Raw genomic sequence first — 26,516 nt, forward strand, 5'->3', positions numbered from 1 at the left:
GTTAAAAAACAGTATACCATTTTCTCATATCTTCAAAAAAAAAGAACTCACCGCTACGGCAAGTTCCTGCGCTCTTTGTCATCGACCTTGGTCATCCTTTCATATCGCTTGTTATTCCCTTTCCATGCCCCGTTGGATACGATAAAGCCCACCGCGATATAAATGGGAAAATAATCTTAGATGCGCTTGTAATACAGCACCGTTCCGGCAAGCTCACCGTTAGAGGATATGGCATAATCGGGTATAACTCCAGCTTGGATGTAACCCAGAGACTGGTACAGCTTGTTAGAGGGGTCCCCCTCCCGGGTATCCAAGACCAATAAGGTTCTGCCCTCTGCCTTGGCTTTCGGCTCCAGATGCAGCATTAGCATTCTGCCGATACCTCCGCGGCGGGAAGCCGGATCTACCATCAATTTCGCCACCTCGGCCCGGTGTCTGCCATTCGCTTTCGTTGCGCACTGCAATTGAACCGTGCCGACCATCTTCCCATCCTGCATGGCTGCCCACAGGGTAACCCCTGGGCCAAGCGCATCCTTCCAGTAAGCGGAAGCTTCATCATACGACAGCGGAGCTAAGAATCCCACCGAGGCCCCATCTTCTACGACCCGAATCAATAATTCCGTTAATTGATGATGCGTGTCGGTTTCTAATCGGTCGATCTCCACAATCGTAAACTCCTGATTCATGTTCGGACACCCCTCTCTCATCTATTAAACCCATTCTATCCGTTCTGTTGCCATATGTAATCATTTTCTGCAAAGTCAAGCCAGGGCGCGCGTTCAGAATCCCTTATCGTTTCAAGATGTCGGCCAGTGCTTTATTCAGCGTATCGTACGCAAAATGAAAACCTGCCTTGCAGAGTCTGTGCGGAATCACCCAGCGGCTCTTCAGCACGAGTTCCGTTTCCGTACGAATAAGCCCGGCCCCTATCTCAAGCAGCCATTTAGGCGACGGCAATCCTATTCTGCGATTCAACGCAAGCCGAAGCTGCTCCATCAGTTCCTTGTTCGTCACCGGATAGGGAGAAGCACCGTTGAAAACCCCGCTCAGCTCTTCCTTCTCCTGCAAAAACAGAATCATGCGGTACAGATCCTCCACATGAATCCAGCTGAACCTTTGCTTCCCCGTACCTTGAACGCCGCCGAGCCCGAATTTTACCAAGTTAACATAAGGCGTCATAACGCCTCCGCCAGGTCCCAGCACAATGGCAATGCGCAGGGCGATTTGCCTCGTCTGAGGCAATCGGAATGAGAAGAAAGCGCGCTCCCATTCCTTGGCAACCTCGACGGAGAAGCCTTCGCCGATCTCGCCCTGCTCCTCCGTCATCGGCTTATCTTCGGCATGGCGATAAATCGTGGCCGTGCTGGAATTAAACCAGGTTCGCGGAGGAATACGGCAGGCCTCGACGGCGCTGCCGAGTATGTTCGTTGTCTCTGTTCTCGATTTCAGAATAAGCTCCTTGTTGGTTTCATTGTAACGGCAATTAACGGATTTGCCCGCTAAATTAATGAGCATATCCGCCCCCTCCAGGGCAGCGACGATGGCTTCGCGATCATTCCATGCGATATGACCCTGCCGTCGGGAGATCATAAGTACCTGTGCTTGCTGCTCATTCGTGAATTTTTTCGCAAGATAGGTTCCGATAAAACCAGTTCCACCAGCTAAAACGATCTTTTTCATAGAATAGAATCAGCTCATTTCTCTATGTTTTATCCACATCATATACTCCATTTGACCTTCGTTTCTTCCAATATACCATTTTTTCAATTGAGAATAAAAAGAAAACACCCTCCTCATAGAAGGTGCTCCATTCATACGAAACCTACTTCCTTGGCATCGAAAACAAATACGTGGAGAAATCACGGTTAATGTAATCCTTAAAATGCCTCTTGTCAGCTACGGGAAAACGATCCAGTTCCTCTGTTGTCCACTCGCTCAAATGGGTCTCGAACTCATTGCCGTATTCAGCGCCCTGCGGCCAGTCTGTTCCAATCGGAATATTAAGCAGGACAAAGCGGGATTTTTCAATGCAGGTCTGCAGCAGGACGAGCGCCCGCTCTTTTGTAAAGTGCTCCAGAACGTCACCCAGAATGATTAAATCGAATTGTCCCGGCTGGACTTGCGTTTGCAGATGATCGTAAGCATCCGCAACGTGGATTTTATTATAGAAGCATTCGTGGTAGGTATCGATATTGACGGGGTAAATCTCGATTCCTTCGATCCGCGTGTTCCAATACGCGCGAAATACGCGCCCTTCCCATACGTCCAAATACTCCCGGCAGATCATGCCCCAGCGGCCAAAACCTACCCCGATATCCAGAACGGACTTGGGAGCTACATAGCGGATCAGATCCACGCAATACGATAAATTCTGCCAGTTTGACGTCCCCATTCCCATACCTCCATTCGGAATCTTAACGCCCCAAATTCATCATCATATTCATCATTCGGTAACGCTGGATTCATGACGCTTCCCGGCTCTTCCATTCCAACCTAATCCAGTGTATTCCTGGCCTTCCATTCCGGACTCGTCAGGTAACCATTTTCGTTGCACATTTCGCTCATAAACAAAAAAAAGATCCCCGAAGGGATCTATCCTTTTAATAATGAGGTGATATGATTCTTCATGAACTGATAGCTGCCCTGATCATCCTTCTTCGCATAGAAACGAAGACCGTCCAGCGCCCGAAATAGCTGATAGCACAGCAGCCTTTCTTCAAAATAAGGAATCCTCTCGCCTTGCTGCTCCATCGCTTCCTGCAGCCGCTTGGGAAATCCGAGCATCGGATACCACATATGAATAACGGAGACGTCCATCATGAAATCGCCGAACATGGCCATCTCCCAATCCACGATACCGGTTACGTTTTCGTTCTCTCCAAGCATGTTGCCCAAATGGAAATCACCATGGACAAGATAGCGCTCCGATGGCGAATAGCGAACAAGTTCGATCATCGTTTGGTAGATCTCTTCGAAAAACGCTTTTTCCAGAAAACTGTGCTCATACAGGCTCTGCCATCCATGGTAGAAACCTTCTTGCTCCGCATCGAATACAGACGTCAGGTGGTCCAGCCATGAACGATGAGCAGCCTTGCCTTCCGGAGTAATCCACCCGAACCCCTCATGGGACTCCCCGAGTGGGATCTGAAGGATCCGCATGAATTGCTGGACGATGTCGGGAACCAGCCCTCGAATTTGTGCCGGCTCAAGAGCGCTTATCGGTGTACCGGGTACTTTATCCGAAATCGAGTAATGGATATTCCCCACGCTTCCGATCTTATGGATTCGAGGAATGGGCAAGGATTGATCACCGTACATACTGTAGATTTTGTTTACTTTATGAAGGCTGTCCCCGTTATCTTTAAAATGAATGACATAATCGGCATCGCCTTTACGATAACTGAATACCTTGCTTAATTCTCCCATCTCGATGGGGGTGACATTCAGCACCGCTTCTCCTTCAATCTGCCGGAGATGGCTTACCGCCTTATCCAAAGTCATCTCCGGCTTGAATGTCTTCATAACCCTTGCCCCTCCTTCATCTCCGTATTCAGGTTTTTGGACGCATTCCATCTTCGATATAACAGAGGAAACAACTCATACAGATTACATGAGATACTTGATGCGGATATATGGATGGCAGAACCCGTCATGCCTTTATTCAAACTCATGAGCTTCCTTTTCCAGGCGGGATGCCTGGACATCAAAAGTTCAGGATCATATACATCGATCCCTATAAACTTCTCATTCTTAATCTGATAGATGTGAATGTTCTTGATTTCGCTCCACGCGACGGCTCCGGCGCTCGCATAGGAGGATTTATCAACGATTCCCTCCCGATGGATCAAGAGCGCCGGCTCCGATTGAACAAGCTTGACGATGGAAAACACCAGTCCCATGCCAAAAAACAACGCGCAAATGATTCCAATTAATACGATAAAGATGTTGTCCGAGGTTAACCCTCCGTACACTAACCCGCTGCCTACCAACACAAATGCCAGGGAACCCACCAGCATTTTGGTCACCTTGGGATAAATCTTGATTTCTTCTTGTTCCTGCATTACTTGCACTCCCTGTTTCTATTCACAATATCTTGATGATATTATCCGATCGTTATGAATCATAGCTAACCTCGAATTCTTTGACGAATACAGCCGTACCGGAAATATAGACGTCCATGGTCTCTTCAAAGCGATTCACTTGAACATCGACTCTACCGTCTTTCCCCATTTCCTTGCCTTGTTCAACGATAAATCGTGCGGAGGGCGCCTCGGGATTCAAATAGGTTAAATAGTAAGCTCCCATTACGCCTGACGCGGTTCCTGTTACCGGATCCTCGACGGTGCCTGAGTACGGTGAAGAGAAATGTCTGGCATGCATAAACGAAGACTCGTCGATCGTTTCCAGGCAAAAAGGGTGCAGAGAAGCTTTCGGATTGTCCGTTAATATATCCGGGAACATGGCATTATGAGGCACCATCCGCCCAAACGGCTCCAGCCCCTTAATCGGTACCAGCAATGTCCATATTCCCGTGCTTCCATATACGATCGGCATTGCGAAATCCAAATCCTCGCGTTGCAGACCCATGGATGCTGCCAGGCGTTCAACATCTCCCTCAAAGGGCAGGAATTGAGGATGATCCTGCTTCATCTTCATGGTTAGCTTTCCCTGAGCATTCTGAAATTCGATCGGCAAATTGCCCACTCTTGTCTCAATCCACACGGTTTCTTTGTCAGGGAGCAGCCCCTTGGTCTTCAAGGCATACATCGAAGCCATGGTGGCATGGCCGCACAAATTCATCTCATGTCCGGGCGTAAAATATCTTAATCGGACATCTGCTCGCTCCGATTTTACTATGAAGGTCGTTTCATTGAACCCTACGCTATGGGCGATGGCCTGCATCTCCTTGTCTGTCAGCTCGTCTGCGTTCAAGACCACGCCGGCAGGATTACCCATATTAGGCTGTAAGGAGAATGCATCATAATGAAGTACGTTTATGGATTTCATGTCCTTAGATTCCTTCTTTCCAATAATGACTTAAACGGAGAACAAAATTTGAGAAGATTTTACCACTGGACATGGGTTAAATCCAGACCAAATTTACAATCAGCAGCCTTCACCCGCCAAACTTCGTTTCGCCAGTCCCTGCTGTTCGACGAGGTGCAAGCCAAAAAACGGTCTATGTGACCGTTTTTTTGTCAGCCGCTTTAAAAAACGAGCTTAAAGAAGCGATATTCGTCATTTTTTGATACGCACGGGTTCAATTTGGCGCTCGACGGTTCATTTCGTACGCCGACCTGAATATATATCTGGCATATTCTTTGGAATGGATTATACGCGGGGGTGATGTATTGATCGCTATCAGCCTATGCATGATCGTAAAAAATGAGGAACATCATTTGAACCGCTGTCTGTCCCGGATTGCAGACATCGTGGATGAGATCGTCGTTGTGGATACAGGCTCCACCGATCGCACGAAAGAAATCGCCCGATCCTTTCAGGCGGCCGTTTATGATTTTGAATGGATCGACGATTTTGCGGCTGCGCGAAACTTTGCTTTTAGCAAGGCCACCCAGGACTATATCCTGTGGCTCGATGCCGACGACGTGCTGCTTGAAGAAGACCGGCTGAAACTAATAGCGCTTAAAGAAAACCTTGCGCCCGACATCGATTCCGTGACCATGCTCTATCATTTGAGCTCGGATGAATTCGGCAATATCACCTTCCGTCTGCGGCGCAATCGTCTTGTCAAACGGAGCAGGGCCTTTCGATGGATCGGGCCCGTCCACGAATATTTGGAGGTGTACGGTCATGTTATGAATAGCGATATTGCCATTACCCATCTCAGCTCGAATCATGATCCGGACACCGGCCGGAATCTCAGAATCTATGTGCAGCGCGAGGCAGCCGGCGAATCGTTCACCCCGCGGGATCTGTTCTATTATGCGAATGAACTAAAGGATCACCGTCTTTTCGAGAAAGCGATCGATTATTACGAACGATTCTTACATACGGAAAAAGGCTGGATCGAGGATGTTCTCTCGGCCTGCAGCAGGCTGTCCGATTGCCATCACGAGCTCGGAAACGGGCAAGCCGCATTTGAATCCTCTCTCCGATCCCTGCAATATGCGCCGCCGCGGTCCGAATTCTGCTGCCGCATCGGTTACCATTTTCTCGAGAAAAACCAATATGATACGGCCATCTACTGGTATAAGCTGGCTACCGAGCTTGAGCTGCCTCCGGATTACATGGGATTTCATAACCCCTCCTTCTCCACATGGCTTCCCCATCTGCAATTGGCTGTTTGTTACGACCGAATCGGAGCTTATGCGATTGCCAATCAGCATAATGAGAAGGCGCTTGCCTACCGACCGGGCGATGAGACCATGCTGGCGAACCAAGAATATTTTCGAAACAAGCTGCAGGAGCTTCAGCGTGACGATGAGAGGCAGAGCTCATGACGACCCAGGGGCGCAGACGCGTTTTGATCGGCAGTCCTGTACGGCAGAAACCGGAGATTCTGGACCATTTCCTAACCTCATTGCTGCGGCTGGAGCAAAATTCCTTGGAGCTTTGCTACTTCTTTATCGATGACAACAACGATGAATTATCCAGCGCCAGATTGAGCCGATTTATGAAAGAAGTTAACCGGGTGGTTATCCACAGCGCCCATACGCCTGATGATCACGAATATATCCGCGACGAGACAACCCATTATTGGAACGATCGATTGATTTGGAAGGTAGCCGATTATAAGAACAAGATCATTCAATATGCGCTTGACTTACGGTTTGACTATCTGTTTCTGGTCGATTCGGATTTGCTGCTGGCACCGCAGACCCTGATTCACCTCATCGCCACCGACAAAGAGATCATTTCGGAAATCTTCTGGACCCGTTGGCAGCCGGACTCACGCCCCCATCCCCAGGTGTGGCTCAAGGATGAATATACCCAATACGAACAACAGGCGGGCGAAACGTTGGACGAAGCCCAAAAGGAACATCGCTATCAACAATTCGTGAGCCGGTTAGCGGAGGCCGGCGTGTATGAAGTCGGCGGACTCGGAGCTTGCACTTTAATCAGCCGCCGGGCTCTTGTGCGCGGGGTTAACTATAAACCCATCTACAATTTGTCCTTCTGGGGAGAGGATCGGCATTTCAGCATTCGGGCGGCTGCGCTGGGGTTCACCTTGTATGTAGATACGCACTACCCGGCTTACCATATCTACCGTGAAAGCGATCTTCACCATGCCGGACTGTTCCTGAAGGCAACGGATAAGACTACATCCATCCCCGAGGTTACTCGAAGCTGCCTCGAGGAACGAGAAGAGGGCTGTCTCAGCCCCATTGATGCGAATCGCCGCACGGCCCGCCCATCGCTCACCCTGACGATGGTTCTGAAGAATGAAGGCCAACGCTATCTGCGGCAAGCGCTTGAACGGCATCGGGACTACATTGACCAAGCCGTTATTATCGATGATGCAAGTACGGATAACACGCTAGATGTATGTATGGAAGTTTTGAAGGGAATTCCGCTGCGTCTGATCAGCAACGAGGCATCCCTGTTTCACAACGAGGTTGAGCTGAGAAAGCAACAATGGCGCGAAACCTTGAACGTTCATCCCGAATGGATTCTGAATTTGGATGCGGACGAATGGTTTGAGTCTTCCTTTACGGCTGAGCTTCCTTCCATGCTGAAGCAAAACGAGTTCGATTTGTACTGCTTCCGGCTCTATGATTTTTGGAACGAAACCCATTACCGGGACGATGAATTCTGGAGCTCGCATAGAACCTATCGCCCTTTTCTTCTGCGTTACCGTCCCGAAATGAAGTATTGCTGGAAAGAGACGCCTCAGCACTGTGGACGGTTCCCGGCGAATGTATTCGATCTTCCCCACCATCTTTCAGCCATTCGCCTTAAGCATTACGGGTGGGCCAAACCGGAATACAGGCTGGAGAAGCTCAGGCGTTATCGTCAGCTTGATCCTGAAGCAGAGTTCGGCTCGAAAGAACAATACGACTCCATTCTGGAGGAATCGCCTACGCTTGTTGAATGGATGGAATAACGAATAACCATAAGAGGAAGCGATGGAATTGAAGATCATTCATACCTTGCCCTTATTCATTCGGGAGAGCTCGCGCGAGAATGATTTACACATGGCCAGCCTGGCGTTAAGCAGTCTGCGGCGCTCCCGGGAGCATAGGACGGTTCTGTTTAATCAAGGATGCCTTACGAATGAAGAGCTGCAAGAATGGCTGCAAACGTTAGACCTGTCCGGTGTTATTCTCGGGAACGGAGCGAATATCGGCATCGCTGCCGCCAGGCAAGCGTGTTTTGAATTCATATGGGAGCACTTCCCAGAAGCGGGGTACATCTCCGAAATTCATGTCGACATGCTCTTTCCTCCGGATTGGCACGAACCTCTTCTTCGTTATCTGGAATGTAACGACGAACCTATGGTATCGCCCGGCATCGTTACCTCAACCGGAGAACTGCAGCCCTTGGGTGAGTTCATTGTTCTTCCGAAAACACCGGGTGAGCTCAGCGAAACGCTCCAGCGGCTGTCAAGAAAAGGGATTGCGGATGGATTCGTGCATCCGGTCGTTCACCGTGCGGAAGCCCTTCGCCATATTGGAGGTTATGATACTCGATTCTTATCCGGCAAGCAGGGCTATGAGGATGACAGTCTGCTTCTGGGCATGAGGTATTATATGGGAACGCGCACCGCATGGAGGCCGAAATGCTGCCTGGCCTCCTGGGTATACCATGCAACCATGGCCCAACGCATGTCGATGCCGGACAAATACACCGAATTTTCCATGAACGAGGCTGGCCTGTTTCATCAATACGGGGCGTACGGATTGAGAGAACTGGCTGAGATTCACAACGGCTCCAGTGAGTTCCACCGGCTGTTTCGCAAGTACACGCCAGAACACAAAGGGGTGACCGAATGATATGCTGCCGGATGAACGCCAGAAGAAGATTTGGGATCAGCTATGGTCCCGGGAGATATCCTATCACTGGGATTCACTAAGCCAAACCATCTACGATAAGATCATGGAGGTTACAGGAGGCATCGAAGGGAAGCGAATACTCGAGGCCGGTTCCGGAACGGGCAAGATTTCGCTGCGCCTGGCTGCTGAGCATGCGGAAGTGACGCTGGTCGATTATTCCGAGAATGCGCTGTACAACAGCCGGAGCGCCTTTTATAGCGCCAAGGTTCCGGGCACCTTTGTTCTCTCCGATATTAGGGAGATGCGGCTTCCTGACCAGCACTTTGATCTAACCTGGAATGCGGGGGTGCTGGAGCATTTTGAGGAAGAAGAGCGGATCGCGATATTAAGGGAAATGAAACGGGTTACCAAGCCGGGAGGAACGATGCTGATCCTCACTCCTTTTGCGGAATGTTTGCCGTATCGTGCGGGAAAAGAAGCCGCCGAACAGCTGGGCACCTGGATGTATGGCACGGAGCATCCCGCCTCCACGCTCAGAAATCAATTTGAGCGATGCGGTATAACGTTGATCGAGGAGAGCAGCATCGGCTTTTTGGACAGTTTGGATTTTCTTGATTTCATCCGGGATTCCCAGACCGTCAAGCATTGGCTGACGATGTGGTACCATAGACTCCCTGAATACGAGAAGCGCAATGTGCCCGGATACCTGCTCGTCAGCGTTGGAACGGTCGGACCGTTACCCGAGGCTGCCGAGCGGCAATGCAGGCAGCCTTTTGATGATGATCTATCGCCTGACGAGAAACTGTCCCGTGCCCAAACGATCATCTCTTCCTATCATGCCAAGCGGAATGGGAGCCACTATCTGTCTGTTTACAAGGATGAAGAAGCCAGCTACTGGTACCCGCTGCTTCCGATCCTGGACTCGTTGCTTGTGAACCGGGGCGCCAAGGTGCTAGATATCGGCGCTGCTTACGGTACGCTGCTAATGTACAGCGTATTGTCCGGAGCTCAAGCACACGGCTTGGATCACATGGCGGATTACTGGTCCGTGGAGCTGGAACAGGACTACGGGATCCGGTGGAGCCAGTGCAATGTGGAAGCCGAGGATATTCCGGGAAACGAACGGTACGATATCGTTCTCTTTACGGAAGTGCTCGAGCATATGAACTACAATCCGATACCGGTTCTCCGCAAAATCCATGATAAACTGATGCCTGGCGGAAGCCTGCTCATCTCAACGCCGTGGAAACGGCATTTTGCACCTGCTCGTCACGATCCTGATCTCCTCGATATGCCTTACTACCGGATAGGAGACGGTTTTGTTGATGCCGAGATGAAATATTATTCGATCGATGAAATGTATGTACTCGCCGAAGCGACGAATTTTCAGGTGAAATCGCTGGAGATCTATAACGGCCATCTGCTTGCCTGGTTTCTGAGAACGCAGCAGCCTGGAATTTGACCTTATCCCGCTTTACCCAGAAAGATTCTTATGAACAGACAACAGCCCGGCTCATCTTTAGAGCCGGGCTGTTGCAGCATGCTGTTCTAACTATTTAACAGAGACGGTAATGGTTACGGTCTTCGAATTGTACTGCCCCTTAATGCGGGCGGTTCCCTTCGCGATCGCTTCAATGCGTCCGTTCGTTACTTTGGCCACGCTGGAGTTGCTGGTTGTCCACACGGCGGTGTCCCCAACACTCGTTTTTGCGCCGGTATCATATTCGGCCGTAACCGTTACGGTTTTGACGTCACCGGGCTTCAAGTTCAGTTTCTTTTCGCTGGCGATCAATTTCGTCATCTTCGGAACCACGTTAACCTTAACGGTGACTTCTTTGCCTTGGTATGAACCCGTAATCGTTGCTTTACCCTCGGCAACCGCTTTAACGGAGGTTCTGGATACCGTTACAATCGCGGTGTCCGAAGAACTCCAATTCATCTTGGATGAGAGCGAAACCGTTTTGCCGTTGCTGTAGTAGCCTGTAACTTTAATCGATTTGGATTTCTTGATGTTGAGGTCAATATTCTCCGGGTCTACGACAAACTTAACGACTTCCTGTTCAACCACGACCGGAATCTTGACTTCTTTATTCAAGTAAGTGCCTTTCAGCGTTGTCGAGCCTTTCGTTAAGCCTTTGATCGTACCGTCTTTAATGACAGCCGCAGATCCTGTCAGCGACCATTCGATGGAAGAGGTCACATCGCTCTCTTCGCCATCCTCGAATACGGCATTTACTTTCGGCAGCGCGTTGCTTCTGCCTATAACCAGCTGATACTCCTCTACATCCGGCAGCAGCACCAGCACTTTTTCGTTAACCGTAACCGGCAGCGTCGCTACTTCTCTGGAACCGATCTTACCGATGATTGTTGCTGTGCCGGCATCGATACCTTTGATTTTGCCGTCTTCGGTCGTTACCACGTTCTCATCGCTCGAAGTCCAGGTTACCGCGCTGCTGAAATCCTCTTCCTCGTCGTCTAGAAGCGTTCCCGTCACTTTAGGGAAGGATTTGGATTCGTCTTTCAGCACATCCAGCTTCGTGTCCTCTGTTTCAAACTTGGTTACCGTCGGATAAACCTTAACGGTAAATTCTTTGCTGATTCCGAGGTAACTCACCTTGATGGTGGAGGTTCCCTTAGCTCTTGCTGTGATCACGCCACCGTTGACGGATACCGCCAGCGGATTGGATGAGGTCCATTCCCCGGCCACGTCGATGGATTGGGAAGCCGCATTACGAACCTTGGCTTTTACCGTAATCGAATCATTCATAAACAGAACCGGATTCTTGACGAAATCCGTCTGATCCAGTATCAAAGCTTCATATGGATTGCGCACATACACATCCAGCTTGGCAGTCGAACCCAAATAGCTCACGCTGATCGTGGATTTGCCCAAAGCCACCGGCTTCAGCTTGCCATCCTCAATCGTTGCTACGGATGTGTTGGACGATTTCAGCTCTACCTTGTCCGTTACGTCCGTACCCGCATCGGTCTCCGACTGCTTGGCGAATACTTTAAGATCCACAGGCGCATCACCGACTAGCAGCTCTTGATCCTCGCCCGGAACGATCGCAAGCTTTTGGTAAGGAGCGACGACTTTGACCGTAAAGGACGCCTTGAGCCCTTTGTAATCCGCAGTCACGGTTGCGCTGCCCAGACCTACGAGGGTCAGTTCCCCTTTGCTTACTTTCACTACGCTGTCATCGGAAGTGGTCCACTTCGCTTCCGTTGTCACGTCGTTCGTTCCGTCAGCCAATGCTTTAACGGTTAAACCTTCCGTTCCAAGCTTATGCTCCACTTTATCCGGCTGATCCAGCTTGAACTCGTCGATGGCAAATTTGACGTCGACATCAATCGTTTTGATTGCGCCTTTGTATTTTGCCGTAATACGGGCCGTACCCTTCTCCAGCGGAACAATGAGACCGCCATCAACCTTTACGATTCTCGTGTTGGACGAAGTCCACGTCGTCTCATTGGTTACGTCCTTCTTCGTGGAAGATCCTTCAATGTTAGCCAATACGCGAAGTTGTTCCGTTGTTTCATTAACGGTTAAGTAAATTTTGCTCTCGTTCGTATCAAATTCAATCGATGTTACGTCCCCGGAGGCGGCGAATACGCTGGTTGGAAAAACCATCGCCAACATCATCACAACGACAAGAAAAATCTTCGTTGTCTTTCTGTTTAAGCTCATTTATTTCTCTCCTTTGTACCTTCTGTCTCGCAGGCTTTTTTTCCAGTCTATCTGTATATCGACAGTCCCGGTTCAAATCGTTACCTTCCGAGCCCAAAATGGGCACAAAGTAGGATATTTTCCCAACTTCGGTTGTTCAAAAAAATCTACTCTTCAGCTAAGTTTAATGAGTTTAACATTGTTCAATAAATAATGGATGCCTGAGTAAATCGTTAAGGCTACTGCCGCAAGCATGAGCATCTCGTCCACTTGGACCATCCTGATGAACGTAAACGGAGCGTTATCCAGCAATACCGCTGCTATGGCAGTAACTTGAAGGACCATTTTCAATTTGCCGAGCCTATCAGCGGACAATGCGATTCCCTGCTCGGAGGCGACCATCCGAAGTCCCGTAATGACGAATTCCCGGGCGATGATGGCAACGGCGATCCAAGTCGCAACCATGCCGGATTGAACCATCATGATTAAGGCAACCGATATGAGCAGTTTATCTGCGAGCGGGTCCAGCAATTTTCCAAGGTTCGTGATTTGGTTCAATTTCCGTGCAATGTAACCGTCCAGCTTGTCCGTAGCCGACGAAAGAATGAACACGCCCAGCGCGATGTAGGTTCCATAAGCATGAATGAATCCGAAGAAGCGGCTGTTCTCGGTCAACCATAGTGGATACTCGGCAAAAAATAAAATAAATACGGGAATCAATAACATCCTGGCTATCGTTATGCGGTTGGCAAGGTTCATCGTCTCTCCTCGATCTGCATCTGCAATTGGAATCGTTCCTCTCCCAACTACTCGGTATCATAAAAGATCATATGCTCTTTGTCCGTTCGGTAATAGTCCAGTCTGTCCTGCAATCCGCCCGTATGAAACTCGAACATGTGGCCGTCCGGATCCAGGAAGTAAATCGACTTCTTATCCTTCTCGTCCCTTGCCCTACCCGGCAAAATCTCCACTTGGAGCGATTGCAGGCGAAGCAGCGTCGGTTCCACATCCTGCTCATCGATGGTAAATGCAATATGCGTATAGGTTCTGTTTGCCGTGCTTCGGTCCACGTCTTCTTCGTTTAGAGCAATCCACAGCCCGTTCAGATCGAAATAAGCCAGCTTTCGCCCTCTGACCAGAAGCTTGGCTCCAAACACGTCCCTGTAAAAATCAATGGACCGTTCCAAGTGCGAAACTGAAAAGCAGAGATGGTTAATGGCCTGCAGTTTCATTGTTCGGCGGCTCCCTTTCTATATAGATTCAATGATGTCCAGCACATGCAGCGGTTGACGGATCTTCTCATACCCGCTCTCCATAAACGTATTGTACCAATAGGCGTGATATGGCCTTAATCCGGCACTCCCCGCGCCTCTCAGCTCATCTGAACCGCCGTCCCCGATAAACAGGGCATCCTCCGGTCTTACGGATAAGCGCTCACAAGCCAAGCGATAGATTTCTGCATTCGGCTTGGCTACCCCAACCTGATAAGAGAAGATAACGTCATCGAAGTAGGGGGCCAATCCGCTCTGGCCAAAAGAAACCACCTCTTCTTCCGAGCAATTGCTAATCAAGCCCAGCCTCAGTCCCCGTTCACGCAGAAGTTCCAGCAGCCTGCAGATCTCCTTCGAGATTGTTTGGAAAGGAATTTTCTTCTCGCCGACTCTCGACTGATATAGGAATTCCACGTGTTCCTGAGGATAGGGCAAACTGCGAGAATCCAGAATGTCACGGATCACCGAATGATAGTCGGGAAAATGCCCATTCATTCTTCGCTCCGAACGGGAACTCCACTCCTGTTTAAACTCCGCGTCCGATAGCCCGAGTCTATCCATATAGTCATAGGATCTCTTGGATACCCGCTTGCCGTCTGCGAACTCCGTGATTAACGTCTCATATAAATCGAAGAACACCGCCTTGACCGCCATGCCGCAACGCTCCCTTCGTTAATCGGCGAGACCTGCCGCCTGTGGTATTCTTGCAGGATACCGCCTGACCATTTCCTCCAGAACGTGTCCTGTCTGCTCATCCCATATCTCGCTTAATTCAAATGTCCCCTCTTCGAAAAACAAAGGAAACCTTCGTTTAAACCAATCCTGCATGGGCAGTTTCAACGCCTCTTCGCGATCCACCCATAACAGCTCCCCTTCGGGAGGATGCTCCAGCAGTTCCCCTTCAAAGGAAGTGGCCAAATAATTAAATACCATGTACCGAAGCCCCGTATTCGGTTCACAGGATTCTTCAAGGCCTTTATAGATGATGTCCTTCACAATCAAGCCGGTTTCCTCCCGAACCTCCCGAATGGCTCCGTTTACAATGCTTTCCGGAAAATCCACCTTGCCGCCGGGGGCAATATATCCGGGGAATCCTTTGTCATCCGGTCTGTTCATCAGCAAAATTCTGCTTCCGTCTTGGATCATGCACATGGTGTACAGCTTCACTTCGGTCTGCAACCTCATCCCTCATTCCTGTCCGATCTGCTTGGTTATAGTATACATCCCCAAGGGCTGGAAGACGATACGATGGACGGAGATTCATGTATATCGGTTGTCCCTATTCACCGGTTGTTAATCCTCGTCAAAAAAGGCCGGAGCAGCTTCTGCTCCGGCCTTAACGGCAATGTATGATCCACCTGGTCGAATCTTCGCTTTACGCGGCCATTCGCATGTCGGCCGAATACCCGCCATACATCATATAACTCGCGGTCGGCGATTGAACCTCCATCGGAGCCATACTTCCAATGGCCGATGCCCCGCTGCTGTTCCATTGAATCAGCCTAACGACAGCTTCGACATCCCCGGATTGGTATGCCTCTGCCAATGCCTGAAGATTCAGGGTCATCTCTGCCTCTTCGGGCATAGCCAATCCAAGCTCCTCTTCCTCCGGGTTCAACGATTGCAGCACCTTTTGAGCTCGATGAAGGGCCGCTTTTACCGCTCCGTCCGTCGTTTGCAGCATATTCGCGGTTTCCGAAATGGAATATTCGTACACCTCACGGAGCAGCAGCACCGTTCGCTGCAGGGGCGACAAATGTTCCATCAGCCATTGAAAGGCGAACTCGATGTTCAGCTTGCTGTCCTCGTTCGAGGCTTCTTCTTTAGGCAATATGTGTTCCAGCTTCTCATCCAGAATTCGTCGGTAGGTCTGATCCCGGCGGACCCGGTCAATCCATGTGTTCTTGGCGATCCGAAGCAGGAGAGCTTCGGGATTGGCATGGCTCCGCTGCCGCAAATGCTCCAGCGCCTTGATCCATGTGTCCTGCACCAGATCATCGGAATCCCATGAGGAGTTTGTAAGGGACAGACAATACCTGTGCAGGGCAGCATTCAGCTCCGCCAGGCCCTGGTCGGCCGCCGTGGTGGCGCTCGGTCGATAGATCGTCATCGGAATCCAACTCCTTTCCACATCTCGGTAGGATATCTTATAGGTAAACGAATGAAGCGTGCTTTTCGTTACTCGGTCATCAAAAATATATTTCATGGTTTCTTTCGTATCTTTTGCAGCGGTCTCTTCGTTTACTTGCTGAATCACGAAAACCTTATGAAGATGGAGGATGAAACCATGAATATTGTTCCTTATGTTGTTGAACAAACCAACCGTGGCGAACGATCATACGATATTTATTCCCGACTGCTGAAGGATCGGATCGTGTTTGTGGGCGCAGCCATCGATGACGCCATTGCAAACAGCATAATTGCGCAGCTGTTGTTTCTTGCGGCCGAGGACCCCGAGAAGGATATCCACATGTACATCAACAGTCCGGGCGGCTCGATATCCGCGGGCTTTGGCATTTACGATACCATGCAGATTATCAAACCTCAAGTCAACACCATCTGCACGGGATTCGCCGCCTCATACGGTGCGATCCTGCTGCTGGCCGGCGCCAAAGGCAAGCGCCTCGCTCTGCCGAACAGCGAAATTATGATCCATCAGCCGCTGGGCGGTGTACAGGGGCAGGCCACCGATATCGCCATTACGGCGAAACGCATCCTGAAAACCCGTGAGAAGCTGGCGCATATTATATCCGAGCGCACAGGTCAGTCCGTCGAACGCGTCGAAAAGGATATGGAGCGGGATTATTTTATGTCGGCGGAAGAAGCGAAGGAATACGGGATCATTGACGACATCGTCACCAAACTGTGACGCTATCCGATGAATGCCCATGATCCGTTTAGCCCCGATACTCTATTTTATTCACAAGGAGTGAACCGTATATGCTGAAAAATTTGCTGAATCAGGAAGTGAGCATCTATTTTACGGATGGAAGTTATGTGCGGAACGGCACGCTGGAGGAAGTAGGCGAACAATTCATCCGATACAAAGATGAATACGAGATGCTGTATGTACCGTTAACCGCGATCCGCTACGTTTCGGTGAATACCAAGGAACGGGACAAACCGAGAATGGGATTTGCGCCAACTTCTTGATAAGACAACAAGAACCGCATGGGCTCTTAAGCTCATGCGGTTCTGTTTGCATCATGCTTTATTTTGTCTACTATGAATGAAACCATGCGCTGTTTGCAGGCCTCGTTCCGCTCCCTCTGATGATGGCCGATAAAAGCCAGCGCATGTACGACGGAATAAAAATCAATCAGTGCCCGCTGTTCCCGGTCCGCTCCCCAATGCCTGCATAACGCCTCCACGTAGGCCATTCCCCGGTCTCCGATATCAGAGACCACCGCCGTTTGGGTGAGGGCGATCATGTACAGCGGATCTCCATAACAGACCCAATCGAAATCCACGATACCTTGCAGCGTGCCATCGGACACAATCACGTTCTTGATCGTGAGATCATCCAGGAAACAGACAGGCTCTATCCGGTCGAAATCAGGCTCGTATCGCCGCTTGATGTGCTGCAATTGAACGATGATGTCCGGGGCAACCTCACCGGTTATGTTGCCGATATGATCGCGGATATCACGATCGATGATCTCCGCCCAGGATGTAAACGGCCCCTGCTCTCCGATCGGAACCCATCCGAACCCGGTGCCCAAGGGAAGCTCGGACACCTTGCGCTGGAAAACGATGATCTGTCCGGCGAGATCGTCCAATTGTTCATCCGTCATGCCCTCAAGCTCATATCGCAGATCACGGCCCGGAACATGCTCCAGCATCATGTATGCATAGGGGACCTTCTGAAGGGACACATCCGTTCGAATCACGCTCGGTACCGGCAAGCCCAGCGATGATAGGATCGCTATGTTGTTTGCAGTATGCTTCAGGACGTCGGGCTTGCGATTGGTTCGGAGAATGATTTGCCGGTCCGGAAATGTTACGCTGTACACCTGATTGGTATGGCCGAATGACATGGGCTCGACCTTAAGCGGCAGAATGCCGTATACCTCTGTCATCAACTCTTCGACGTTCAACATGAACACCTGCCTTAACGGTTATTGATTCGCCTCCCGGATACGTCCCAGCTGTCTGATATGCAGGGTCTCGTGTATCGCTATAAAATGGGCCCATTGTTCAGCATTCAGCTCGAATCCATACGGGTGAGGATCGTGCAGATCATTCGTATTTCGCTCAGCCAGCTTCGTTATGATCTGCTTCGTTGTTTCCCGTACTCGATTCAGCTTATCCATCGTTTCATCATAAGATAATATACCGGTGGGCATGGCTTGTTCAGAGGCTTTAAAAATAATGCTTCGATTCACACCTCTTCATAATGTTCTACAACAGGGAACGGATCATAAAAGTGATGCAGCCGTTGTTTCCAGTCCTGATATTCCGCCGATTCCCGAAAACCTATCGTGTGATCCTCCAGGGTCTCCCATTTCACCAGCAGAATGTACTTATGATCATCTTCCAAGCAACGCTTCAGCTCATGATGGATGTAGCCCTTCATCTTCGAGATGATTCCTGACGCGACTTGGAAATTCCGTTCAAAATCCGACGTTTGTCCTTGCTTTACCTGCAGCATGGCGACTTCGAGTATCATACATGCCTCCTCCTTTGGATTATGTTAAGGTATGACGGCCTTTCTATCCTTTATACTCAAGCTCAGGAGAAGCCTGGAACGCAAAAGCGCCGTCCTTATCCGCCTCCAAACGATAAACCTTCCGGACCGCATTCAGGTTTAACCCGCCATAAATATGCGGATACAGCTGATTCAGCTCATATAAATCCTCAAATATGATCTCCGCGTCCACCTGATCTTCTTGAATCCCCAGAACGATCAGATCGGTTCTGCCAGTGTACATTGTGTTAGCTACGCCGCTGACTTGCGCCTCGGTCGAGCAGTGAATAAATCGGTCCGTCTGCAGGCTTGGCGGCTCGTACATGTCCTTGCCTTGCGCTTCCATCCATGCTTGCTTCGAAATAATATGATAGATCATTCCGTCCAATCTCCTCCGTCTATTTTCCGTTTATCTTGACACACTTGCGATAGAAAAACCAGATCCCCGATACGTTATTTCAAGGTGACCTTCTTTTCGGATGAACTATATCGGATGAACTATAAAAGAAGACATCCTTCAAGATGTCCTCTTCACAATCGTATATCGGTCCTCGTCAAAATCCTCGTAGGTTACGGTGTAGACGGATTCCCCTAACGAGGACGCCAGCTGTCCATTGATAAAAACGGCGCATGCCTGCTCATCAATGCCGATGCCGTAACGCACTTTCCTTGTTTTCATTCCTTGCAGCAGGTTGGACTGGTCGTCCCACTCCGTATAATGGACGCTGATCAAGACATTCGAGAACAGCCCTACGCCTTGCTTAAACATCATGATGCCTTGTTCATTATCAAGCGGGGATATCAGGCATGTCTCCGGAAGAATTAGGGCACCTGCCGAATTGCCAGCAATCGGAACGCCGTTCTCGTAGCGGTCGATTAACAGCTCTTTAAAAGGCCCCGTCGCGTAATAGCGATGGTATTTCTCCGTGTTTCCCCCGCCAATAAATATTCCCGTGGCCCATGACAGCACCTGTTCAGCTTGTTCCATGTCCAGATTCCCGTCTTCATCGGGAACGATCACGCTCACGTTCTGGGTCATTCCCGCTTCAGTCCACATCTGCTGAAACAACGGGACATACTCCTCCCAGCCCGGCCGGTTCATGATGCATAACGCAATCCTGGCATGAGAACCGCCCGCTTGCTCTAGAAACCGTCGATTGGCTTCGGCTTGAAAGGAATGACCGCCAAGCAAAAATAGATATCGATCCTTCAAGATATCCCCCCTTACTTTTTCTTTCCCGAATCCCGTTTGTAAACAGAGTACAGCAGTACGGATATAAAATAGATCGGCAGCAGGATGATGCCAATCACGGCGCTTAACAGAACGATGGACAGTTGGCCGCGCTCAGCGATATCGTCATAATTCATATAACCGTATACAATCCAGACCAGCCAAACCAACGTAACGGCATAACCTATTTTATAAGGTAATCTCACAGCATCCATCACATCCTAGAAGTTGTTTGTTTGGCACATTTATAAACATTTCGAATACAACATCTCAACAAACTCATGTTGATTCCGTTCCATCCATTCTTTTCTGATCATAAGTTGCTTCAACATTAGTTGAAAATAGGAGGCGATGTTCCTTCCGGCCAAATGCTGTCCGATATAGATGCTTAATAACGAAACATAATATAACTGCATGGTATAGGGAATCCAATCGATCTCTGCACGGGTTAACCTCATATTTTTTCGATACTCATCTAAAAATAATTCGACCTTCGTCAAGGTCTTGTCCTCATGCTGAAGAAGATGGTTCAGACAGATGGATAGTTCCCATATCCGTATGTCCCTAGCGGCAAAATCAAAATCCAATACACCACTCATCTCACTGGACTGGGGATCGATCAAGAGATTGAAAACTAAAATATCATGATGGACCATTTGCTTTGGCAGCACATTCAATTCAGGTGCACGGTTAAACCCACATTCATAGTATCCTTGCAATACCGCTATCTGTTCGGCATCAATCTCAAATGGAGGGCGTACCAAAAACTCATTAATTTTCGTCTGATTGGCTAGAGAATGGAGGTTGTAAAAATCATGGAACGCAATCGCAGGATAAGCTACATCAACGGAATCCGATTCGAATTGTTGAAGAGCATATGATATTTCCCCAACTGTCCGCCCATAACTAAGCACATCGGACATGCTGGATAGGTCAGGTACCTCTCCTTCGATAAACCATGTCAGGGAGCCCAGGGAACCATCCGATAGAACCACGTACTTGGCATCATCCTTACTGGAGACGAAACATGGAACATCAAACGATAAGCAACAACTCTCCAGATAGGCTGTTAGTCCAACCTCAAACCGTAATCTCTCTTCATTCTTCGTGTGACGATTGTATATTCTCGCGACGTATTTCTTTTGGTTCATTACGACAATTCGGGAATCATTCGTCATGCCGAAAGGCACGGTCTCGATCGAAGACACAGGGCCATGAAAATAATGCTGTAACAGCTCCTGAAATAAGTGTTCCAATATCTACACCTCTTTTCTGAACAGCGCGCTCCCCCTATGATCGAACTTATAAAACCCATCCTGATTCATGGTCTCACTCAGCAACTGCCCCTCGATTCGGGGAAATTTGGGGGTGGAGTTCCTCATGCAACATATTTCTCAGACGACCATTAAACGCCTTGCTCCTCCCTATAATGACTGACATCCCCATGCAGGAGGATGGAAGGGACGTCATCGGTCAGCTCGATCTTGCTCAGGCATGTCGGATGGATGTAAGGCAGATCCCACAACCGATCCTCCCTACCTAGTGAGTCATCGTCGATTACTCTAAGCGGTCACCTTGTCGTATGGTATATGCCAGCTTGTAAAGATCCGCGATATCCTGCCTGCCCGTCTCCTCCAATCGTCTTACGGCTACCTCCATATCAACCGCCTCCACTGCGATGACCTGCTCCCCATCCTCGGGATTCAGCGGCTCCCCAACGATGCGTACATCACCGTACCCAACCAATCGGACAAATTGAGGATGGGGAATATGCGGCCGATAAGGCGTCTTGCTGCTGGACTCGCAGCGAAACTGGCCAAAGACCCGGTATGACTCGAGTTCTGCGCCAAGCTCCTCCCTTACTTCCCGCCGGAGTCCCTCGATATAAGACTCGCCAGGCTCCAGGGTTCCGCCAGGAAGCTCCCAGCTGCCGTCCGCTATCTGAAAAATAACGCAGCGTTCCCCGGCGAATGGAATAATCGTGACATTGCTGACCATCGATTCTTCGAAATCTTCACCAAGTGCAAACCGGGCTCGCACCACGCCCCAATGGATATCGTTCGATAGGGCCGGATACAGGGTTAGATCCGTGCTTTTTTTCATAAGCGTAATTCCTCCAGCCTTGCAGATATTCATACAACCTATGTAGCGTTGTATTCGCGGACCATAAGCACCTGCTCCATCGAGCTGGCGAACCCAAGCGCCTCCAGCACATCCACCAATTCCTTATGCGAAGCCCGGATATTGAATGCGGATCGCTTGCAAGTGGAACCAGGCTGCATCATCTCGAGCGCGGTTGCCTTCAACACGGCTTGGGCATCCCGGTAACCAGGAGCGGCTTCGCAGCGGAACAGCGTGATCGCCTGCAAACGGCCCGCAGCATCGAACGCACGCTTAAACAAACCGTAGCCCACAAGTTCTTTTCCTTCATAAACAAGCACGCACTCGCCGTCCTTGATACTGGCAGCGTCTGTCTGCCAGACTTCGCCGGATCGATAGAAGTCTGCGGAGGCAGCCTCCGCGGCTAGGCCTCTGACCAACGTAAACGGAGTCGATGCATTCTGATGATCCTGCGTCTCTAACGATTGATCATTTGTCATGATGAGCAGCCGATCGATGATTTCATATCCGACGCTTTCATAAAGGCGAATCGCGGCTGCATTCGTGCTGATCGCCTCTAAATAGGCACGACGCACGCCTTGCTCCTTATAGAGGTCGTCGTTTTTTTCCATCATGGATTTGCCGATCCCTTTGCCCCGGAAATCCGGAGCTATTGCCGTCCCTCCGTTACGTGCGATGGATTCGCCGCGATCCAATCGAAAGCTGTTCATGACGATGCCGGCGGGTACGCCATCCACGTAACAAGCGAGTGAGCGCTCCAGACATAAAGCGTCATTCCCGATCCGGGCAATGAAGCGGTCCAGCGGCATGGAAGCGTTCACCATGTAGCCTTCAAACGAGAGATTCCAAAGCTCGGATACTTCCCGGATCGGAAGCTCGCTTAACGGTTTGTACGTAATCATGGTCTTTATTCCTCCTGGTTTATGGGCATTAAAAAGTGAGTCGCGTTTTGAGATGCTCACTATGAAAAACATGCAGGAAACACCTGAGTATGTACCCACTCGTGTGCTCCTGCATGTCTTTGCATAACTTATTTACGATTTAAAGAGCTGTATCGTCCACGCTGTCCAGCCAAGCTTCGATGCTGCCGATGACGGAAGTGACGCAGCCATCCTCGAATGGAGAGATCAGTCCTGCGACCTTCACCAATTCAGTGAAGGATTTGCTTCCGCCTTGACGGCACAGGTGCAGATAATCCGCCCATGCCGCGGATTGGTCCTCGTGCATCTTCTTCCAGAATTGGAATGCACAGATTTGAGCCAGCGTATAGTCGATATAATAGAACGGCGAATTGAAGATATGTCCTTGTTTATGCCAGAAGCCGCCTTGCTCCAGATACGCATTATCATCATAGTTCCGGTGCGGCAGATATTTCCGCTCGATCTCGCGCCATGCCTGTTTCCGTTCCGCCGGCGTAGCATCCGGATTCTCGTAAACGAAGTGCTGGAATTCATCAACCGTCACCCCGTAAGGAATGAAGATGAGTCCGCTCGCCAGATGGTCGAAGCGGTATTTATCCGCCTCGTCCTCGAAGAAGCGGTCCATCCACGGCCAAGTGAAGAATTCCATGCTCATGGAATGGATTTCGCATGCCTCATAAGTCGGGAATCCATACTCCGGTACCTCGAAACCTCTGCTCTCGTACACTTGGAACGCATGACCGGCTTCGTGCGTCAATACGTCAATATCTCCGGAAGTCCCGTTGAAGTTGGAGAAGATAAACGGTGCGCCGTACTCGCTGATATAGGTACAGTATCCGCCGCTCTGCTTGCCTTTTTTGGCAACCAGGTCCATAAGGCCGTTCTCCTGCATGAAGGTGAAGAACTCGTGAGTTTCCGGAGACAATTCCTCGTACATCTTCGCGCCGTTGTTCACGATCCAGTTCGGGTCGCCCTTCGGCGTGGCATTCCCCGATTTGAAGGAAAAATTCTCGTCGTAGTACAGCAGTTGGTCCACATCGATCCGCTTCTGCTGACGTTCTTTCAGTTTGGATGCAACCGGAACGATATGCTCGAGCACCTGGTTACGGAAATTAGCCACCATCTCTGCATTGTAATCCGTGCGAGCCATGCGGGCATAACCCAGCTCCACGTAATTGTTGAAGCCAAGCTTCTTGGCAATCTTGGTTCTCACTTTAACCAGATCATCATAGATGCGGTCGAAGGTGGCTTCGTTCTCGGCCATGAAACCGCTGGAAGCCTCCATTGCGCGTTTGCGCATATCGCGATCCGTCGATTGCTGGAACGGAATCAGCTGCGACAGGGTGCGTTCTTCGCCTTCGAACTGAATTTTTGCAGAAGCGATCAGCTTCGCATATTCCGTCGTCAGCTTGTTCTCCTGCTGCAAATCCTCGATGATCTCAGGGCTGAAGGTTTTGAGCGATAACTCTGCCAGCTGAAACAGCTGCCGTCCCCATTTGTCCTCCAGCTGGGCTCTGAATTTCGAACCAACGAGGGCTCGGTAATAATCCGTTATGTATTCCTGGATGACCGGTCCGTTCTCGTCGAAGAAATCCTGCTCTGCCTTATAGAACTCGTCGTTCGTATCAATCGAGTGGCGGATGTACACCAGTTGGCTCAGGGTATCCATCTCGCTGCGAAGTTTGTTAATACGGGTCATCGCCTCATCCTGTTCCTCGTACGTGCCGGCGGAGGTGAAGGCGTTCAGTTGTTCCTTGAACTTTTGCTCAAAAGCTTTTACGTCGGGGCGTTCATAGCGATACTCGCTGAATTTCATAAGATACACCTGTCCTTTCCAAAATAAAAAATGCATCCTGGCGTTTGATTGCATAGCTTCAAATCACCAAACTATATGTAAATTCTATATACCAATCCGAATATCCTTCACAGTCTATGAAATTCTGTACGCCCCGACTGGTTACGTCATAATCTTAAGTCCGATGGCTGAAGCGAGAATCAAAGCGATGAAGAACATGCGACGCCATTCCTTCGGTTCTCCGAACGCAAACATCCCCAGCAGCGTGCTGCCTGCCGTCCCCATTCCCGTCCAAATCGCGTAGGCGGTTCCCATGGAAATGAAATTCATCGCATACGTCAGCAGCAGGAAACTGGAGCCAAGCGAACAGGCTAAAAAAACGTAGGAACCCAAGCTGCGATGCAGGGTTACCCGTCTTAAGGCAATGACACCCAGAACTTCGCACAACCCGGCTGCAATCAGAGCGATCCATTCCATTAGACGCCACGCTCCTTCGCTTGACGATCCGTATCCTTCGTGACCAGCTTAAGCCCCAGCACGCCTGCGGCCAGCATGCCAATCAGTAGGAGCTTGACGGGATTCGCTTCCTCGCCAAACACGAGAATCTCCACCAGCACCGTGCCGGCTGTGCCGAGTCCCGTGAAGATCACATAGACCGTGCCGATGGGGAGCTTCGCCGCGGAGTCCAAAAAAACTTTAAAACTGAATACGATCGATGCGATGGTGATGACCCACTGCCACCATACATCGGAATGTTTTAAACCGGATACCCAGACAACCTCCAGCGCTCCCGCCAATAATAAGAGCCACCATGCCTTCTTCATCCTCCAACATCCCTTCCACTCTGTATTTGTTTAAATCGGTTTATGATGTCGTTGTGATTGTAATCCAAATTTGGCATGCTGTATAATGATCATTAATAATGATGCCATCATTTTTAGTGATGTCTGAAGGAGAGGGGTGTTGGCATGGAGCTTACTGATCTAAGGGTTTTTCTCAGGATTGCGCAGGAAGGTAACATCACCCGCGCCGCGGAGCAGCTTGGGTATGTGCAGTCGAATGTAACGGCACGGGTCAAAAAGCTGGAGAATGAATTGGGGGTTCCCTTGTTTAACAGGCACTCCAATGGAGTCACCTTGACGGAGAAAGGGCGTATGTTCCTGGACTATGCGTGTACCATCATCAACCTGTCCGAAGAAGCAGTGAGAACCGTGCAGGAACAGCCGTATCCAAGCGGTTCATTAGCCATTGGCGTCGTGGACACGGTTCATTGCGGGCTCTTCATTCAATCCTTGTCCGACTATCAAACCAAGTACCCTGACGTCACGCTGTCCCTGTTGACCGGCAGCTCCTCGGAGCTGATTACTCAAGTTCTGAACTATCAGCTGGACGGGGCTTTTGTGACAGGAACCATTCCGCCGAAGCTGGTAGCCGATTATATAGAAGAGGATGAAGTCATGCTGTTGACCAAATCCAAAGAGCAGCCCTTTCCCGATCTTGCGGTAACCAAATGGGCCGTAGCCCCCGCGGGATGCCCGTTTCGAAGCGCCCTTGAAGCATGGCTGCTGAGCGAAGGCATTCCGCTAACCAATATGATCGAGGTCTCCTCGTTGGAAACCCAGCTCAGCATCGTGCGGTCAGGACTTGCGGCTGCGCTGCTCCCCAGCTCCGTCTTAAGCGGAGAATATGCCAATCTGGGCAGCTACTCGATCCCGGAAGCCTTCCGGCACACCTCGACAAGCCTGGTCCGGCGCAACGACCGGTTCAGGAACAAGGCGTTTTCCGCTTTTGCCGAGCTGGTTAAGGTCAATTTTGAGATGAAGGGAAGATCATGAGTTATAAATAACGACGGAGGTCTGAACATCACGCT

General features: G+C 50.0%; 31 protein-coding genes. 7 read left to right on the plus strand and 24 right to left on the minus strand.

From position 1 onward, the window contains the following. Positions 1-176: 176 nt before the first annotated feature. The 6 genes from RB298_RS28695 to RB298_RS28720 all read right to left on the minus strand — a co-directional run bounded on the left by RB298_RS28695 (position 177) and on the right by RB298_RS28720 (position 5,007). Complete coding sequence (locus RB298_RS28695; protein ID WP_096776792.1) at positions 177-686, minus strand: GNAT family N-acetyltransferase; 510 nt, start codon at positions 684-686, stop codon at positions 177-179. A gap of 103 nt (positions 687-789) precedes the next feature. Further along, complete coding sequence (locus RB298_RS28700) at positions 790-1,680, minus strand: TIGR01777 family oxidoreductase (RefSeq protein WP_096776793.1); 891 nt, start codon at positions 1,678-1,680, stop codon at positions 790-792. A 142-nt stretch (positions 1,681-1,822) separates the two neighbouring features. Next, entirely contained in the window at positions 1,823-2,392 is a 570-nt protein-coding gene (locus tag RB298_RS28705; RefSeq protein WP_009589841.1) for a methyltransferase domain-containing protein, read from the minus strand. Between the two features lie 200 nt (positions 2,393-2,592). Next, a complete protein-coding gene (locus RB298_RS28710; protein WP_486049730.1) occupies positions 2,593-3,522 on the minus strand; it encodes a phosphotransferase family protein in 930 nt (309 codons plus the stop codon). Continuing rightward, entirely contained in the window at positions 3,519-4,061 is a 543-nt protein-coding gene (locus RB298_RS28715; RefSeq protein WP_486049732.1) for an STM3941 family protein, read from the minus strand. Before RB298_RS28715 ends, RB298_RS28710 begins: the two co-directional genes overlap by 4 nt. A 52-nt stretch (positions 4,062-4,113) precedes the next feature. After that, positions 4,114-5,007: a PhzF family phenazine biosynthesis isomerase gene (locus tag RB298_RS28720; RefSeq protein WP_486049734.1), complete on the minus strand. Its 894-nt coding sequence runs from the start codon at positions 5,005-5,007 to the stop codon at positions 4,114-4,116. Positions 5,008-5,351: 344 nt separating this feature from the next. Between RB298_RS28720 and RB298_RS28725 the strand changes: the two genes are divergently transcribed. The 4 genes from RB298_RS28725 to RB298_RS28740 are packed head-to-tail and all read left to right on the plus strand — an operon-like array spanning position 5,352 to position 10,416. Beyond that, positions 5,352-6,461, plus strand: a complete 1,110-nt coding sequence (locus tag RB298_RS28725) for a glycosyltransferase (RefSeq protein WP_486049736.1) — start codon at positions 5,352-5,354, stop codon at positions 6,459-6,461. Continuing rightward, entirely contained in the window at positions 6,458-8,065 is a 1,608-nt protein-coding gene (locus RB298_RS28730; RefSeq protein ID WP_192571197.1) for a glycosyltransferase, read from the plus strand. Before RB298_RS28725 ends, RB298_RS28730 begins: the two co-directional genes overlap by 4 nt. A gap of 22 nt (positions 8,066-8,087) precedes the next feature. After that, the gene (locus RB298_RS28735) at positions 8,088-8,954 is read left to right on the plus strand and encodes a glycosyltransferase family 2 protein (protein ID WP_486049738.1); all 867 of its coding nucleotides are present in this window, start codon (positions 8,088-8,090) and stop codon (positions 8,952-8,954) included. A 1-nt stretch (position 8,955) separates the two neighbouring features. Next, entirely contained in the window at positions 8,956-10,416 is a 1,461-nt protein-coding gene (locus RB298_RS28740) for a methyltransferase domain-containing protein (RefSeq protein ID WP_486049740.1), read from the plus strand. 90 nt (positions 10,417-10,506) lie between these two features. Here the strand turns inward: RB298_RS28740 and RB298_RS28745 are convergent, their stop codons facing one another. The 6 genes from RB298_RS28745 to RB298_RS28770 form a co-directional block, all read right to left on the minus strand. After that, positions 10,507-12,642 carry an Ig-like domain-containing protein gene (locus tag RB298_RS28745; protein WP_486049742.1) on the minus strand — a complete coding sequence of 712 codons (2,136 nt, stop codon included), beginning with the start codon at positions 12,640-12,642 and terminating at the stop codon, positions 10,507-10,509. Between the two features lie 153 nt (positions 12,643-12,795). Then, on the minus strand, positions 12,796-13,380 hold the full coding sequence (gene pgsA, locus RB298_RS28750) for a CDP-diacylglycerol--glycerol-3-phosphate 3-phosphatidyltransferase (RefSeq protein ID WP_486049744.1): 585 nt from the start codon (positions 13,378-13,380) through the stop codon (positions 12,796-12,798). Positions 13,381-13,427: 47 nt separating this feature from the next. Then, positions 13,428-13,853 carry a metallothiol transferase FosB gene (gene fosB, locus RB298_RS28755; RefSeq protein WP_486049745.1) on the minus strand — a complete coding sequence of 142 codons (426 nt, stop codon included), beginning with the start codon at positions 13,851-13,853 and terminating at the stop codon, positions 13,428-13,430. Between the two features lie 18 nt (positions 13,854-13,871). Continuing rightward, the gene (locus tag RB298_RS28760; protein ID WP_486049746.1) at positions 13,872-14,546 is read right to left on the minus strand and encodes an HAD family hydrolase; all 675 of its coding nucleotides are present in this window, start codon (positions 14,544-14,546) and stop codon (positions 13,872-13,874) included. Between the two features lie 18 nt (positions 14,547-14,564). Continuing rightward, positions 14,565-15,077, minus strand: a complete 513-nt coding sequence (locus tag RB298_RS28765; RefSeq protein ID WP_192571191.1) for an 8-oxo-dGTP diphosphatase — start codon at positions 15,075-15,077, stop codon at positions 14,565-14,567. Positions 15,078-15,267: 190 nt separating this feature from the next. Further along, a complete protein-coding gene (locus RB298_RS28770) occupies positions 15,268-16,002 on the minus strand; it encodes an RNA polymerase sigma factor (protein WP_486049747.1) in 735 nt (244 codons plus the stop codon). Positions 16,003-16,164: 162 nt separating this feature from the next. Here RB298_RS28770 and clpP point away from each other — a divergent pair, with 162 nt between their 5' ends. Further along, positions 16,165-16,761 carry an ATP-dependent Clp endopeptidase proteolytic subunit ClpP gene (gene clpP / locus RB298_RS28775; RefSeq protein WP_486049794.1) on the plus strand — a complete coding sequence of 199 codons (597 nt, stop codon included), beginning with the start codon at positions 16,165-16,167 and terminating at the stop codon, positions 16,759-16,761. A gap of 71 nt (positions 16,762-16,832) precedes the next feature. Next, positions 16,833-17,045, plus strand: a complete 213-nt coding sequence (locus RB298_RS28780) for a hypothetical protein (protein ID WP_486049749.1) — start codon at positions 16,833-16,835, stop codon at positions 17,043-17,045. 32 nt (positions 17,046-17,077) lie between these two features. Here RB298_RS28780 and RB298_RS28785 read toward each other — a convergent pair whose 3' ends face one another. The 12 genes from RB298_RS28785 to RB298_RS28840 all read right to left on the minus strand — a co-directional run bounded on the left by RB298_RS28785 (position 17,078) and on the right by RB298_RS28840 (position 25,470). Continuing rightward, complete coding sequence (locus tag RB298_RS28785; RefSeq protein ID WP_228468877.1) at positions 17,078-17,992, minus strand: phosphotransferase family protein; 915 nt, start codon at positions 17,990-17,992, stop codon at positions 17,078-17,080. A gap of 18 nt (positions 17,993-18,010) precedes the next feature. After that, a complete protein-coding gene (locus RB298_RS28790) occupies positions 18,011-18,238 on the minus strand; it encodes a DinB family protein (protein ID WP_255250672.1) in 228 nt (75 codons plus the stop codon). A gap of 35 nt (positions 18,239-18,273) precedes the next feature. After that, the gene (locus RB298_RS28795) at positions 18,274-18,561 is read right to left on the minus strand and encodes an antibiotic biosynthesis monooxygenase family protein (RefSeq protein WP_096776807.1); all 288 of its coding nucleotides are present in this window, start codon (positions 18,559-18,561) and stop codon (positions 18,274-18,276) included. A gap of 43 nt (positions 18,562-18,604) precedes the next feature. Then, positions 18,605-18,958, minus strand: coding sequence for a DUF952 domain-containing protein (locus RB298_RS28800; RefSeq protein ID WP_192571190.1), 354 nt, complete (start codon positions 18,956-18,958; stop codon positions 18,605-18,607). A 138-nt stretch (positions 18,959-19,096) separates the two neighbouring features. Continuing rightward, the gene (locus tag RB298_RS28805) at positions 19,097-19,792 is read right to left on the minus strand and encodes a cyanophycinase (RefSeq protein WP_096776809.1); all 696 of its coding nucleotides are present in this window, start codon (positions 19,790-19,792) and stop codon (positions 19,097-19,099) included. 11 nt (positions 19,793-19,803) lie between these two features. After that, a complete protein-coding gene (locus RB298_RS28810) occupies positions 19,804-20,025 on the minus strand; it encodes a hypothetical protein (RefSeq protein WP_015736480.1) in 222 nt (73 codons plus the stop codon). Between the two features lie 30 nt (positions 20,026-20,055). Then, positions 20,056-21,066, minus strand: a complete 1,011-nt coding sequence (locus tag RB298_RS28815; protein WP_486049750.1) for a phosphotransferase enzyme family protein — start codon at positions 21,064-21,066, stop codon at positions 20,056-20,058. Positions 21,067-21,367: 301 nt separating this feature from the next. After that, the gene (locus tag RB298_RS28820) at positions 21,368-21,913 is read right to left on the minus strand and encodes an NUDIX hydrolase (protein ID WP_096776811.1); all 546 of its coding nucleotides are present in this window, start codon (positions 21,911-21,913) and stop codon (positions 21,368-21,370) included. A 38-nt stretch (positions 21,914-21,951) separates the two neighbouring features. Next, positions 21,952-22,833 (minus strand): GNAT family N-acetyltransferase, encoded by an 882-nt coding sequence (locus RB298_RS28825; protein WP_096776812.1) that lies wholly within the window; start codon positions 22,831-22,833, stop codon positions 21,952-21,954. A gap of 139 nt (positions 22,834-22,972) precedes the next feature. Continuing rightward, positions 22,973-24,667, minus strand: coding sequence for a M3 family oligoendopeptidase (locus RB298_RS28830; RefSeq protein ID WP_096776847.1), 1,695 nt, complete (start codon positions 24,665-24,667; stop codon positions 22,973-22,975). Between the two features lie 141 nt (positions 24,668-24,808). Continuing rightward, the gene (locus RB298_RS28835) at positions 24,809-25,123 is read right to left on the minus strand and encodes a DMT family transporter (protein ID WP_009589782.1); all 315 of its coding nucleotides are present in this window, start codon (positions 25,121-25,123) and stop codon (positions 24,809-24,811) included. Continuing rightward, positions 25,123-25,470 carry a DMT family transporter gene (locus RB298_RS28840; RefSeq protein WP_096776813.1) on the minus strand — a complete coding sequence of 116 codons (348 nt, stop codon included), beginning with the start codon at positions 25,468-25,470 and terminating at the stop codon, positions 25,123-25,125. The genes RB298_RS28835 and RB298_RS28840 overlap by 1 nt, the downstream gene beginning before the upstream one ends. A gap of 144 nt (positions 25,471-25,614) precedes the next feature. Here RB298_RS28840 and RB298_RS28845 point away from each other — a divergent pair, with 144 nt between their 5' ends. After that, positions 25,615-26,481 (plus strand): LysR family transcriptional regulator, encoded by an 867-nt coding sequence (locus RB298_RS28845; RefSeq protein WP_486049753.1) that lies wholly within the window; start codon positions 25,615-25,617, stop codon positions 26,479-26,481. Positions 26,482-26,516: the final 35 nt, after the last annotated feature.

Origin of the sequence: Priestia sp. BR_2 (genome assembly GCF_041954005.1) — a bacterium.
Lineage (GTDB): Bacteria > Bacillota > Bacilli > Paenibacillales > Paenibacillaceae > Paenibacillus_AQ > Paenibacillus_AQ lautus_A.

Bases quoted from the DNA above. Each gene is read 5' to 3' on its own strand.
- RB298_RS28840 (WP_096776813.1), bottom strand. From the start codon at position 25,470: ATGAAGAAGGCATGGTGGCTCTTATTATTGGCGGGAGCGCTGGAGGTT.
- RB298_RS28720 (WP_486049734.1), bottom strand. From the start codon at position 5,007: ATGAAATCCATAAACGTACTTCATTATGATGCATTCTCCTTACAGCCT.
- RB298_RS28845 (WP_486049753.1), top strand. From the start codon at position 25,615: ATGGAGCTTACTGATCTAAGGGTTTTTCTCAGGATTGCGCAGGAAGGT.
- fosB (WP_486049745.1), bottom strand. From the start codon at position 13,853: ATGAAACTGCAGGCCATTAACCATCTCTGCTTTTCAGTTTCGCACTTG.
- RB298_RS28770 (WP_486049747.1), bottom strand. From the start codon at position 16,002: ATGACGATCTATCGACCGAGCGCCACCACGGCGGCCGACCAGGGCCTG.
- pgsA (WP_486049744.1), bottom strand. From the start codon at position 13,380: ATGAACCTTGCCAACCGCATAACGATAGCCAGGATGTTATTGATTCCC.
- RB298_RS28760 (WP_486049746.1), bottom strand. From the start codon at position 14,546: ATGGCGGTCAAGGCGGTGTTCTTCGATTTATATGAGACGTTAATCACG.
- RB298_RS28825 (WP_096776812.1), bottom strand. From the start codon at position 22,833: ATGATTACGTACAAACCGTTAAGCGAGCTTCCGATCCGGGAAGTATCC.
- RB298_RS28810 (WP_015736480.1), bottom strand. From the start codon at position 20,025: ATGGATGCTGTGAGATTACCTTATAAAATAGGTTATGCCGTTACGTTG.
- RB298_RS28835 (WP_009589782.1), bottom strand. From the start codon at position 25,123: ATGGAATGGATCGCTCTGATTGCAGCCGGGTTGTGCGAAGTTCTGGGT.
- RB298_RS28780 (WP_486049749.1), top strand. From the start codon at position 16,833: ATGCTGAAAAATTTGCTGAATCAGGAAGTGAGCATCTATTTTACGGAT.
- clpP (WP_486049794.1), top strand. From the start codon at position 16,165: ATGGAGGATGAAACCATGAATATTGTTCCTTATGTTGTTGAACAAACC.
- RB298_RS28700 (WP_096776793.1), bottom strand. From the start codon at position 1,680: ATGAAAAAGATCGTTTTAGCTGGTGGAACTGGTTTTATCGGAACCTAT.
- RB298_RS28745 (WP_486049742.1), bottom strand. From the start codon at position 12,642: ATGAGCTTAAACAGAAAGACAACGAAGATTTTTCTTGTCGTTGTGATG.
- RB298_RS28830 (WP_096776847.1), bottom strand. From the start codon at position 24,667: ATGAAATTCAGCGAGTATCGCTATGAACGCCCCGACGTAAAAGCTTTT.
- RB298_RS28715 (WP_486049732.1), bottom strand. From the start codon at position 4,061: ATGCAGGAACAAGAAGAAATCAAGATTTATCCCAAGGTGACCAAAATG.
- RB298_RS28710 (WP_486049730.1), bottom strand. From the start codon at position 3,522: ATGAAGACATTCAAGCCGGAGATGACTTTGGATAAGGCGGTAAGCCAT.
- RB298_RS28705 (WP_009589841.1), bottom strand. From the start codon at position 2,392: ATGGGGACGTCAAACTGGCAGAATTTATCGTATTGCGTGGATCTGATC.
- RB298_RS28795 (WP_096776807.1), bottom strand. From the start codon at position 18,561: ATGATACTCGAAGTCGCCATGCTGCAGGTAAAGCAAGGACAAACGTCG.
- RB298_RS28785 (WP_228468877.1), bottom strand. From the start codon at position 17,992: ATGTTGAACGTCGAAGAGTTGATGACAGAGGTATACGGCATTCTGCCG.
- RB298_RS28820 (WP_096776811.1), bottom strand. From the start codon at position 21,913: ATGAAAAAAAGCACGGATCTAACCCTGTATCCGGCCCTATCGAACGAT.
- RB298_RS28730 (WP_192571197.1), top strand. From the start codon at position 6,458: ATGACGACCCAGGGGCGCAGACGCGTTTTGATCGGCAGTCCTGTACGG.
- RB298_RS28790 (WP_255250672.1), bottom strand. From the start codon at position 18,238: ATGCCCACCGGTATATTATCTTATGATGAAACGATGGATAAGCTGAAT.
- RB298_RS28800 (WP_192571190.1), bottom strand. From the start codon at position 18,958: ATGATCTATCATATTATTTCGAAGCAAGCATGGATGGAAGCGCAAGGC.
- RB298_RS28735 (WP_486049738.1), top strand. From the start codon at position 8,088: ATGGAATTGAAGATCATTCATACCTTGCCCTTATTCATTCGGGAGAGC.
- RB298_RS28740 (WP_486049740.1), top strand. From the start codon at position 8,956: ATGCTGCCGGATGAACGCCAGAAGAAGATTTGGGATCAGCTATGGTCC.
- RB298_RS28765 (WP_192571191.1), bottom strand. From the start codon at position 15,077: ATGAGGTTGCAGACCGAAGTGAAGCTGTACACCATGTGCATGATCCAA.
- RB298_RS28695 (WP_096776792.1), bottom strand. From the start codon at position 686: ATGAATCAGGAGTTTACGATTGTGGAGATCGACCGATTAGAAACCGAC.